The following is an 11594-nucleotide window of genomic DNA, read 5'->3' as shown; positions in this document are numbered from 1 at the left end:
ATCCATTCAGGCTACCGATACGTCCATAAAAATTGCGTAATTCTATTCAACCTTGGCCATAAGGCTTGGCCGGTTCTCAATCGCTGCACGAATCACTGCACACGCGGCATTCAACTCGCTCCCTGTTAGTTCAAGACGTGGTGGTCGAACACGCGCGCTCCCTTCACCCACCTCCTGTTGAACCAGCTTGATCAACTGGATGAACTTCGGCACCGTGTCCATACGCAACAACGGCAGAAACCATCGGTAAAGTTCAAAGGCTTCCCCAGTGCATTCCCTGGCGCGTCCCTGAGTAGCAAGATCAAAGAGCGCGACAGACTCGACAGGCAGAGCATTTACAAGTCCCGCAATCCATCCCGTCGCGCCGGCAGCGATCCCTTCGACGATCAGGTCATCCACGCCGACCAGAATCTGCAAACGTCCATCCTCAATCGCGCGAATCGCCGCAATACGCCGCACATCCGTGCTCGATTCCTTCACGGCCTGCATGTTAGGGTGTTCAGACGCCAGCTCGTGAATCTGCTCAGGAAGAAAATCCGTTCCGTAAGCGACAGGATTGTTATAGAGCATGCACGAGAGCGGCGTGGCTTCAAAGATTGCGGCCACATGCGCCTTCATCTCCCGCCAGTCTCCGAGGTAGACATAAGGCGGCAGCACCATCAGTCCCTCGCATCCGCAATCCGCCGCAGCCTTTGCCAGCGATACCGCTTCCACAGTCGACAGCGCGGAAATCGCCGCGACGATCGGCGCGCGTCCGTTCGCGGTGGCGACCATGTTCTTCAGGATCGCGATCTTCTCATCAAAGTTGAGCGTCGCCGCTTCGCCCAGAGAACCTAGCGAAACAATTCCCGTGCAGCCGCTGTCTAGCATCCAACTTGCATGTCTCGTCATGAAGGCGTGATCGACCTTCAGCTCTTCATCAAAGCAGGTCGTCATCGCGGGCAATACGCCTTGCCATTTCATCGTGTCTCTCCTTTAATCATTTCCCACACTGGAAGAGTCTTTCGTCATCCGGCTCGGCAGATAAGGGTCAATCGGGGTCGAGGTCCGTCTTCCCGCAATAAAATCGACAAGCAACCGCGCAGTCGCCAGCGATGTCGTGATGCCCAAACCCTCATGTCCAGTGGCGAGAAGCACCGTCGGATCTTCGCTTGGTCCAATCAGCGGCAGCTTGTCCGGCGTTGCCGCGCGAAAACCCGTCCACGCCCGCAACACCTTCAGCGAACCAATCTCCGGCATATACAGCCGTGCCCGGTCCATGATCGCATCCAGCATGTGCTGCTCAACAGCTGGGTCCTCCGAATCAAACTGCCGTGACGACCCAATCAGCAACTGTCCGTTCCTGCGTGGCTGCACATTGAAAGCAACCGAATCCATCTCGGAAGTATGCGCACTCTTCAGGTAGCCCAGCTCCACCAACTGATGATTGGCAAACCCCGGACAAGGATCGGTAATCATCAGATGGCCCTTGCGTTTTCGCACCGCAATCCCCGGCATCAGCTCAGGCGCAACCGCGCCAGTCGCGTTGACAATGACCGGCGAATGAATCCGGGTTCCGTCCCGTAATGACACAACGCCATCCCCAGCCGAAATTACCGTCTGACCGAGAAAAACATCCACTCCAGCCCGCTGCTGTTTTGCTTTGTCCAGAAGATAAGCTGCCCCACGCGACGGATTCAGAACTGCGTCAGCAGGCATAAGAAGGCCACCCAGGAAGGAGCGCCGCAGATTTGGCTCAGCCGCGGCGAGGAGCTTTGCATCAAGCAACTCCGCTGCAACGCCATGCGCCGAATAGAACTCCCGCTTCCGGCAAACCTCAGCCCACTCTTCCTCGTCAGCCGCTACCCAGATTGTTCCCGGCCGATAGTATTCGACGTCCAGTGGCAGTTCCGGAGCAAGCTCATGCCAGAGAGATTGCGAGTAGTGTGTGAGCGCAAATTGCGCCGGCGAATCGTCCATTACCACAACATGCCCCATCGCCGCGCCCGTAGCACCCCCGGCAACAACATCTCGCTCAACCACGGCGACACTCATGCCCTCAATCGCAAACTCCATCGCGCACGCTGCGCCGACGATACCCGCGCCGATGACAACCGCGTCGTAACTCGTCCTCACTTGCCAATCCCCACGCGAAATGGATCTTCAGGGTCAACCAGCAGCGAGCCCTCTGCCGTCACATAAGCCGAACCGGTAATGCTCGGCAGGATTGCATCACCCTGCACTCGGAAGCTTCCCTCAAAGACCCCGCCAAGAATACCGCGCTGCCTCCAAACCTCGCCCGGCGCAAGCTTCCCGTCTGCGTAAAGGCAAGCCAGCTTCGCGCTAGTACCCGTCCCGCAGGGCGAGCGGTCGTAAGTCTTGCCGGGGCACAGAACGAAATTCGTGCTGTCGGCATCGCCACTATCCCAATGGCTGAACAACTCCACGTGATCGACCTCGGCGCCGTCCGCCCCAGTCACCCCCGCAGCAGCCAGAACCTGCCGAATACTCCACGCGAATTCTGTCAATTCCTCGGCATATCGGAGCGATAACTCCTTGCCGTGGTCTTCCACCAGAAAGAACCAGTTTCCACCCCACGCAACATCGCCCGTCACCCTCCCATGTCCCGGAACCTCAACCGAAACACCGCGCAGGAATCGATACGCCGGAACATTCCCCACCGTGACCTTGCCGCCAGGGTGCAGAGTCGCCGACACCACACCCACCGGCGTCTCAATGCGGTGCACTCCAGCCGAAATTCGCCCCAGATAAGCCAGCGAACCGACCAATCCGATCGTGCCATGGCCACACATGCCCAGATATCCCACGTTGTTGAAGTAGATCACTCCAGCCGCGCAGCTCGCATCGACTGGCTCGCAAAGCAGCGCACCTACAATCACATCCGAACCGCGCGGCTCATTGACTACCATCGAGCGAAACTCATCCTGTTCCCGCCGAAACCGCTCCAGCCGCGCAGCAATCGGGCCCGCGCCAAGATCGGGGCCTCCTGCAAGCACAAGCCTCGTTGGCTCGCCCTCGGTATGCGAATCGAGAAACGAAATTCGGCGTATATCGCGGATAAGCTTCACCTTCAGGGGTGCTGATTCTTGAATCGATTCGGCGCTTCCCACTGCCCCGAAGCACCCGATGCAAAGATAGCCTCAATCACAGCCATATTTCCAATCGCGTCCTCTACAGAAACAGGAACTTCGGTATCTTCGAGAATTGCCTTCGAGAACGCGTCTCCCTGCAGCGTGTACTGATCGCAGACAGGGAAGGTCTCTGTCGTGATTCCGCCGCCGAAGACATCCTTGCCACTGTCGATAAAGAGCCGGGTAGGCCGATCCGGCGGAGCATTGAATGGGATCTCCAACTCGATCCGTCCTCGCGTGCCAAGAAAGTGAATGCGCTGATAAGGCACCAGCTGCGTACTGCAGGTGAAAATCGACTGGCCGCCTTCAAAATCGAGCATCGCCGAGGTTAGCCGGTCCGTCTGCATCACGGGATCGCGATCGACCAGCCCAACCACGCGATCCGGCTCCTGCGCAAAGGCGTAGCGCGACGCATGGATCATGTAGCAACCAATGTCCATCAGACCGCCGCCGCCGGATTCGACGATATTCCGAATATTGGCTGGATCGACGTTGAAATAGCTGAAACACCCCATGATCGAGCGAAGCTCTCCGATGCGGCCTTCGTCCAGCAACTCCCGAACGCGCAGCCATTGCGGATAGCTGCGAATCATGAACGCCTCACCGATCTTTACACCCGTTCGCGCGCGAACAGCCAGCAGTGTCTCCGCCTCGGCAGCTGTCAGGCTGATCGGCTTTTCACATAAAACATGCTTGCCCGCCTCAGCCGCCTTGATCGTCCACGGTACATGCAGTTGATTTGGCAGCGGATTGTAAATGGCGTCGATTTCGGGATCTTCAAGCAGCTCCTCATAAGACCCATACACCTTGGCGATACCCAGCGCGGCAGCCGCCTCCTGAGCCTTTGCAAGATCGCGCGACGCGATGGCCGTGACGCTCGTCTGCTGGCCCTGCTGCATTCCAGGGATGACTTTTTTGAGACCGATATTTGCGGTGCTGAGTACTCCCCAGCGGACTGTGTTCCTCATGTTCGCAATCATAAATGCGCGAGTTGGCCCAATCCGTGTTCATCGCCTTCGGTTCAGAATAAAGCCGACTTCAAAGTCGGTAAGAGGCGGATGCTTCGGTTCGCACATTCGCAAATGAGACCGTTTGTTATCCAAGGCCGTCTTGTTATCATCTTGCTGACGGTGGAGTGCTCCAAGCATGGCGTAGCTCGGGCCTCGCGGCTCGACTTCGGCCTCTCTGGGGCTACCCCAGGGAATCGTGAATGACTGGGAATTCGTCGCGCGAGCCTCGCTGCGCGAATGCGCAGATCCGCTCTCGCAAGGACAGACTCGTTGGAGCATTCCACTGTCAACTCAAGCGCCCAATCCGCTGCTGCTGATTGCGCTGGCAAGGTCGATCCTCGCCGGTGAGCCTTCCGTCGACGAAATCGTCCTCCGTTGCAGCCAGACCCTCGGCAGGAAATGGCGCTGGCTGACGCCCCTGGCGCGCAGATACCGCGAGAACTTCGAAAACAAGCTCCGGCCAAGACGTCAGGAGGTCCTGGACTTCCTGAAACGCGATCACGGCCTACATCGCGCCCTCGCACGATATCCCGAGCTATCCGTAGCCGACTTGCTCGCCGCGCCCCAACGGATGCAACCCGTCCCATCCGCCGTAAACTGGAGCATCCCCGCCATCGAATCCGTGAGATCCCTCGCCGACTGGCTTCATCTCAGCGTCTCGGAGTTGGAATGGTTCGCCAATCTGAAAGGGCTCGGACCGAAACATGGCTCCGTCAACGGTGCCGCGAACAGCGCTTCCCGCCTATGTCATTATCACTATCGAGTCGTTGGCAAGAACTCGGGCGGACTTCGGCTCATCGAATCGCCAAAGCAGCATCTTAAGATTATCCAGCGCCAGATTCTCACCAAAATCCTCGACAACATCCCCATTCATCCGACGGGGCACGGATTCGTCAAAGGGCGTTCCATCAAGACGTTTGCCGCCCCTCACGCGGGCCGGAGAGTGGTTCTCCGTATGGATTTGCAGGATTTTTTCCCATCCTTCACAGCCTGCAGAATTCAGACCATCTTTCGCACCGCAGGCTATCCCGAGTCCGTCGCCGACCTGCTGGGCGGCATCTGCACCAACGCCGCACCGCGTAGCATTTGGTCTGAGAGCAGCCCGGAGCTCGGCACGAAGCTGAATCGTTCAGAGATAGCCGAAGCCATACGGCTCTATTCCCGCCCTCATCTTCCTCAGGGGGCGCCCACATCGCCGGCGCTTGCGAACATCTGTACGTACCACCTCGATTGCCGCCTAAATGGCCTTGCGCAGTCATGCGGCGCAACTTATACCCGCTATGCCGACGACCTGGCATTCTCCGGCGGCGAAGTCTTCGAGAAATGCCTGCCGCGTTTTGCCATCCAAGCCGCCGCAATCCTTGCCGAGGAAGGCTTTCGCGTCCATCATCGGAAGACGCGCCTCATGCGCCAGGGCGTCCGCCAATATCTTGCCGGCCTCGTTGTAAATAAGCACGTCAATCTGGTGCGCGGCGACTTCGACCGCCTCAAAGCGATCCTCCATAACTGCATCCGCAATGGTCCGGAAAGTCAGAACCGAGAATCCCGTCCCCAGTTCCAACTCCATCTAGAGGGACGCGTCAGCTTCGTAGAAATGATCCATCCCGCCAAAGGCAAGCGTCTGCGTAAATTATTCCAACAAATTCAATGGAAGTGACTTACCTCTCACCGGCCGCGTCCATTCCTCTTTCAAGTTCACCTGTGGCTATGGCAAACAGCGTCAGAGTGGCTATTGCCTCTTCCTGCTTGGCGAGTCATAAATTGAGAGGATGCCGGCTTCCTCCGTTGCGGCATGGGGCAGAAACAGGACCGCATTTCCCGAATTCAAGGCGATGCTGTTTCTGCCTACCTTTCGATGGTTTGCCGGTCGGGTGCATAGAAAGCAGAGGCCGTAAGGGGCACAGTTATGTCCAGGTTCTTTCCCCGGATTTGTGCAATCGTGATAACTGCGGGCTTCATCGCCGCGGCACTGGCAGCCCAGACCGCATCTAAGACTGCTTCTCAGATCGTCCCGTTGTCGACCCCAATGGAACTGACCCATGACAAGCCGTTTGTCATGGTGTCGGTCAACGGCAAAGGTCCCTTCCGCTTCGTCATCGACACAGGAACCGGCGCCGAAGCATTCGTAACCGGGGAACTGGCCGACGAACTCGGGCTGCCTGTCACTGGCTATGTCCACCTGAGCGACGCCAGCAAACAAGGCGGACAAAGAGTGCCGCTGGTTATGATTCAATCCCTTGAGGTTGCCGGCGTCGTCTTCCGCGATGTCAAGGCCGCAAGACATTCTCTCAGCGACGCCGATGGCGTCTGCGACGGGTTGCTCGGGTTCGAGCTCTTTCGTGACTATCTCCTTACCCTGGATTATCCAAACCATCGCATGGCGCTCTCTTCCGGATCGCTGGAGCCGGACGGTGAGCGATCCGTCTTGCCCTTCCGCATGCCCGACGGCATCCCGATCGTCCCACTGCACATCGGATCGCTTCAGATTGACGCGCAAATCGACTCCGGCGGCACCGGACTCAGCCTTCCCGAGAAGATTGCCTCTCATCTCAACTTCGACAACGCGCCATCGCTCTTCGGCATTGGACAATCCCTCTCGTCGCGCTTCGAACTCAAAGCCGCCCGCCTTACTTCGGACCTCCACTTCGGTAACTACATATTCCTGCGGCCCTTCGTCGAGATCAATCCCGCTTTTCCGCTTGCAAACTTCGGCTCCAGCGCAATGCAGAACTTCACCTTCACCTTTGATCAAAAAGATGCGCTCGTACGCTTCGAGTCCAGCCAGCAGATACAGCACTTATCGCCTACACCGACACCAGTAAGAATGGAAATGGCGCCAACCTACAAACCCGTCGATACCTCGCTGGTGCCGGTGGGCTAGATCGAGCCTCCGGTGAATGCATTCAGCCGCTTACTGGATAGCGCACTCGCTGCAATCCACGACCCTCCGCAAAGACCAAGCGCAATAAAGGCGCTCGACCACTCCGCCGGATCGTGCGAACGCGGATAACTCATGATTCGCGGCAAATGCAACAGCAGGAACCAAAGAAGAAACATCGTTCCAAGCATCGCCGCTGCCCAACTGCCCATCCAATTGGTCGCAATGCTGATACCCGCCGCAACAAAGGCGATCCCTGTGAAATATGCCCAGAATAATCCCGGTCCCGGAATCCACGGCGGTATAAGAGTGGCGATAAAGCTCGGAATCAGAAAGTGGCTGATGCCGAAGACAACAGAAGACACCGCCAGAAAGACACGGCCCGACAGGATCAAACCCCTCCGCGCACCTTGCCAGCGGTCCACGAATCTGATTTGTGCCGGTAGCATTCCCGCCAGGAACAAAGCCGACGCACACAGGCTGAAAACCTCAAAAACTACCGTGCGGAGGCTGAGATCCAGCAGGCTCGCGGCTGCCCTGGGTATCTGAAGGAAGATTTCGCTAAGAAGAAACAAAATGCCCAATAGAATTGCAGCAAGCCGGGTTCTCAGGTTGACCGTCATGCAGATTCCTATAACAAGGAATGCGATACCCGTGAGATATACCAGCAGCGGCATACTCGGAAGCCAGGGAATCATCCGCATCACTGTCCCGCCGGTGCGAGCCCAGATAATATTTTGAACACCGAATGCCGCAATGGAGATAGCAAAGAGAAACCTGCCAGGCTTACCTATCGTGACCAACCCTGTATCCTCCAGACTTATATCGGATCTTGGCTAACACGCTTACTCCGAAAATCTTCTCACGCTATAAGAAATAGGAAGCCCGATGAGAAGCATGTGCACCACCAGTCCCTGAATCAGTGCCATCAATCCAAAAGGTCCCCTACCGTGCAACGCGGAAAGCGGTACGACGATCAGATTCATGACAAGGAAAACCGCGATGCCATAAAACAATCCGCAAATGAGCGCATGGTCCTTTAAGAACTCAAGCTTTCGGCTTGCGGCGTAGTAAATCGCAGCCGCGGACAACGCGATGAAAAACTGCAAAGCGACACCGAGAAAGTAGACGAAAAGGCCGCCGTGAATCGCTTTGATTCCAAGCAGTCCCGCTGCAATCACGCGCGGCACGCCCCAACCATACGTGATGAATGCGGAGATGAGGTCCAATCCTCCTGCCGCCAAACCGCCCACCATGATCGGCAACAGAGCCTTTGGTCTTCGCCCGGAGAGCGTCCCCAGAGCATCCGTCAGCCTGTGCTCATCGGCGGAATTGTCTTTTTGGCGCTGCATGAAGGAGACTGCATCCATTTTCGCCCACCTCTCAGTTTGCCCTTGCTGCTCGACGGCGGCTCGCAGAAGGGAATTGTGCCCGTAGACGCAGCAAAGCCTAATCGAACGAATCTCTTAAAATAGACCGCTCGCCAACTGTTGAGAGCATCGAGTGCAATTGATCTTCTGAAATAGAGTGGCTAGTAGCCATATCCACTCGAACCAAAAAGATGCTGGCCACTATAATGCTTCTGTGAACCGCACAGCGTCTGGCATCCTACCTGCGATAGCAGTCGACCGCAAATCCCCGAGTCCGTTGCATAAGCAGATCTATGACGGATTTCGTTCCGCAATCCTGCGGCGGGAGTTGCGCCCCGGCCAACGGATTCCGTCGAGCCGCGAACTCTCGGTTGAGCTACGGGTCTCCCGGTTTCCCGTTCTCAACGCATACGCGCAGCTGCTCGCCGAGGGATACTTCGAGAGCACCGTCGGCTCGGGTACATTCGTTTCGTCCTCATTGCCCGAACAGCGAATGTCGGTTTTGCTTCCAAAGGCTTCCGTTCAAAAACCTTCTGGTCCCCGCTCTGTAGCACGCGGTTCGCTTCTATATCCGGCATTCGATAATCACCCTGCAGTTCGCGGTTGGGGCGCCTTCGGCGTTCATCAGCCGGCACTCGATCAGTTTCCGTTCCAGTTATGGTCGAGCCTGGTCGCCCGCCACAGCCGCAACCCGCATGCGAATGCCATCCACCATATAAACCCGCTCGGAACAGACAGATTCCGCGAAGCGATCGCGGACTATCTCCGTGCCGCCCGGGGCGTAAAGTGCGAATCAAATCAGATCATGGTCGTCTCCGGTTCACAACAGGCGCTCGATATCACAGCGAGAGTGCTCTTCGATCGAGGCGATCCAGTCTGGGTCGAAGAACCGGGCTATCGCCTTCAGCGCAGCGTGCTCATGGCTGCAGGCTGCGTCCCCGTTCCAATACCGGTGGACAACGAAGGCATGAATGTGCCCGCCGGCATCCGTGCGCGCCGTAAGGCTCGAGCTGCATTCGTCACTCCCTCACACCAGTACCCTCTCGGAGTAACAATGAGTGCATCGCGCCGTCTCCAGCTCCTCAATTGGGCGCAGAGCGTGGGAGCCTGGATCATCGAAGATGACTACGACAGCGAATACCGGTACGAGAGCCTCCCTATCGCCTCCCTGCATGGCCTGGACGTGAACCAGCGCGTCATCTATATCGGAACCTTCAGCAAAGTTCTCTTTCCATCCCTTAGGCTTGGCTACATCGTGATTCCGCCCGATCTTGTGGAGCGTTTTGTCTCTGTGCGCCATGTCATGGATATCTTCCCCCCCTACCTCTACCAGGAAGTCCTCTCTGACTTCATCAATGAAGGACATTTCACGCGCCATATTCGCCGAATGCGCCAAACGTACGGCGAAAAGCGAACAGCCCTCGTCGAATCCCTCAAAGCCGAATTCGGGCATGAATTGGAGATTCACGGAGCGGAAGCCGGTATGCACCTGACTATGACGCTACAGAGCGGACTGCGCGACACTGAGATAGCAGCCAGAGCCGCCCGCGAACGGCTCTGGCTATGGCCGCTTTCTCCGTCTTATCTCGGCGAAAAACATCAAAACGGATTCATCCTCGGCTTCGGTAGTATCCCGCGTGACCAGATACCAGGCAACGTGCGCCGTCTCCGGGCGATCATTTCCTCTAAATGAGGCGTAGAAGCTGCGCTCTCACTTCTCGTGGGAATCTCGACATTCAATGAGGTGTCTTGTCGCGGGCTCACGCAAGTATTGTCCCGACATCTTAAGTCAGAGGGTTTCGCGAACGGTCGGCGATGATATTGTTTGTCCGGAGAATAAGAATGATTTATCATCAGGCCAAGGTCGATTCCTCTAAACCAGCGCTCCTATCTCCCAGATGCACATTGCAGCGGCCTACCTAATTATGGACTTTGAGCAACTTAAGACATTTCAACTCGTGAGCCGGCTGAAGAGCTTTTCCAGGGCTGCGGAGAAGCTTGGTGTCACTCAACCGGCGATCTCGGCGCAGATTCGCTCGCTCGAAAATGAAGTGGGCGCCCGGTTGTTCGATCGCGAGGGCGGCAAGGTCACGTTCACCGCTGCGGGGCGTCTTTTTGAGCCCTTTGCGGAGCACTGCTTGCAGTGCCATAGTCATATCCTTGCCGGCGTAAGCGAGTTGTATCATTCGCCGCGCGGGGAAATCTCCGTGAGCACTAGCGAGGCGACCAGCCTCTATGTACTCCCCGCAGTCTTTGCCCAGTTCAAGAAACTGTACACCCGCGTCCATCTCAGCATCGTTCGTTCGGAGCGATCACGGACCCTTGAGGCCGTCTTCAGTCGCGAAGTGGATTTTGGAATCGTATCTCTCCCGGTCAAGGACAGCCGTTTGCTGGTACATAACATCCACAAGGATGAAGTTGTACTTGTAACTTCTACGACACATCCTCTTGCGGAAAGAGATACCGTTAAGTTAGATGAGATACTTCAATACCCATTGCTGATGATGAAGCACGGCAGGCAAAGAGAGAAGATTGACCACTTTTTTCACAGCAAGGACCTGCAACCAAGAATAGCAATGGAGCTTGAGTCAAGCGAGTTACTGAAACGCTTGATTGGCGCGGGAATTGGCATGGGATTCCTCCCGCATACCAACGTGCTCGCCGATGAATCCGCAGGTGCTCTTAAAACGATAAAGGTGGATGGGATGCGGATACAGCGGGAATTAGCCCTCGTGTTTCGCAAGGATAAAACCCTGACCCGCGCAGCTCACGCCTTTCTTGAAGTGGCAACGAATGGCGCCAGGTCGGTTCCCCCGCTAAACAAGGGGAAGACCCGTTCGGCTTAATCCCGTGATAGCGGTAGCGACTCAGTATCGCAGGCGCGCATCCGGTTCTGTCGCGATGTTGCATCGCGACCGGCGCAGGTAGCGCTTGGCTGGTTATCCCCGCCATCAGTGCCAACTGCGGCATATATACAATCTATATCGGAGGTAGAAGCGCATCACTGCTGCAATCTCGCCAGATGCAATTCTCGGTAAGATATGCCTTTTGAACAGCTTCCAGCCGATTGCCTGCCGATGTCCGCAGCCGTGTGGGTACGACTAGCAACTTGCGTCCACGATTCCCGGTCGGCCTGCCAGTTGACAGGGATCAGCGCGTTTCGGCTCCGCTTCCGAGCCCAAAACTGGTCATGCCTGTTTATCGG

10 protein-coding genes are annotated in these 11594 nt (G+C 56.7%); 4 read left to right on the top strand and 6 right to left on the bottom strand.

Annotated features, from left to right (window positions below; all coding sequences use genetic code 11):
* Positions 1-42 precede the first annotated feature (42 nt).
* Genes OHL23_RS13265 through OHL23_RS13250 form a run of 4 tightly spaced genes read right to left on the bottom strand, consistent with a single transcriptional unit; the run spans position 43 to position 4099 of the window.
* A complete protein-coding gene (locus tag OHL23_RS13265) occupies positions 43-963 on the bottom strand; it encodes a dihydrodipicolinate synthase family protein (RefSeq protein WP_263352362.1) in 921 nt (306 codons plus the stop codon).
* Between the two features lie 12 nt (positions 964-975).
* Positions 976-2115, bottom strand: a complete 1140-nt coding sequence (locus OHL23_RS13260) for an NAD(P)/FAD-dependent oxidoreductase (protein WP_263352361.1) — start codon at positions 2113-2115, stop codon at positions 976-978.
* The gene (locus OHL23_RS13255) at positions 2112-3068 is read right to left on the bottom strand and encodes a proline racemase family protein (RefSeq protein ID WP_263352360.1); all 957 of its coding nucleotides are present in this window, start codon (positions 3066-3068) and stop codon (positions 2112-2114) included. Before OHL23_RS13255 ends, OHL23_RS13260 begins: the two co-directional genes overlap by 4 nt.
* Before the next feature lie 2 nt (positions 3069-3070).
* Positions 3071-4099, bottom strand: a complete 1029-nt coding sequence (locus OHL23_RS13250; protein ID WP_263352359.1) for a Gfo/Idh/MocA family protein — start codon at positions 4097-4099, stop codon at positions 3071-3073.
* A 238-nt stretch (positions 4100-4337) separates the two neighbouring features.
* Here OHL23_RS13250 and OHL23_RS13245 point away from each other — a divergent pair, with 238 nt between their 5' ends.
* Complete coding sequence (locus tag OHL23_RS13245; protein WP_263352358.1) at positions 4338-5798, top strand: reverse transcriptase family protein; 1461 nt, start codon at positions 4338-4340, stop codon at positions 5796-5798.
* A 249-nt stretch (positions 5799-6047) separates the two neighbouring features.
* Entirely contained in the window at positions 6048-7022 is a 975-nt protein-coding gene (locus OHL23_RS13240; protein ID WP_263352357.1) for a retropepsin-like aspartic protease, read from the top strand.
* Here the strand turns inward: OHL23_RS13240 and OHL23_RS13235 are convergent.
* Positions 7019-7822 carry a DoxX family protein gene (locus OHL23_RS13235; protein WP_263352356.1) on the bottom strand — a complete coding sequence of 268 codons (804 nt, stop codon included), beginning with the start codon at positions 7820-7822 and terminating at the stop codon, positions 7019-7021. The two genes, OHL23_RS13240 and OHL23_RS13235, sit on opposite strands and share 4 nt — an antisense overlap.
* A 42-nt stretch (positions 7823-7864) precedes the next feature.
* Positions 7865-8389: a hypothetical protein gene (locus tag OHL23_RS13230; RefSeq protein WP_263352355.1), complete on the bottom strand. Its 525-nt coding sequence runs from the start codon at positions 8387-8389 to the stop codon at positions 7865-7867.
* Positions 8390-8603: 214 nt separating this feature from the next.
* On the opposite strand from OHL23_RS13230, the gene pdxR reads away from it, so the two are divergent.
* The gene (gene pdxR, locus OHL23_RS13225) at positions 8604-10082 is read left to right on the top strand and encodes a MocR-like pyridoxine biosynthesis transcription factor PdxR (protein ID WP_263352354.1); all 1479 of its coding nucleotides are present in this window, start codon (positions 8604-8606) and stop codon (positions 10080-10082) included.
* A gap of 205 nt (positions 10083-10287) precedes the next feature.
* Positions 10288-11235: a LysR family transcriptional regulator gene (locus OHL23_RS13220; protein ID WP_317891683.1), complete on the top strand. Its 948-nt coding sequence runs from the start codon at positions 10288-10290 to the stop codon at positions 11233-11235.
* The last annotated feature ends 359 nt before the right edge of the window (positions 11236-11594 follow it).

This window comes from Acidicapsa acidisoli (assembly GCF_025685625.1).
Taxonomy (GTDB): Bacteria; Acidobacteriota; Terriglobia; order Terriglobales; family Acidobacteriaceae; genus Acidicapsa; species Acidicapsa acidisoli.
This window is presented reverse-complemented; position numbering and strand designations above follow the sequence as displayed.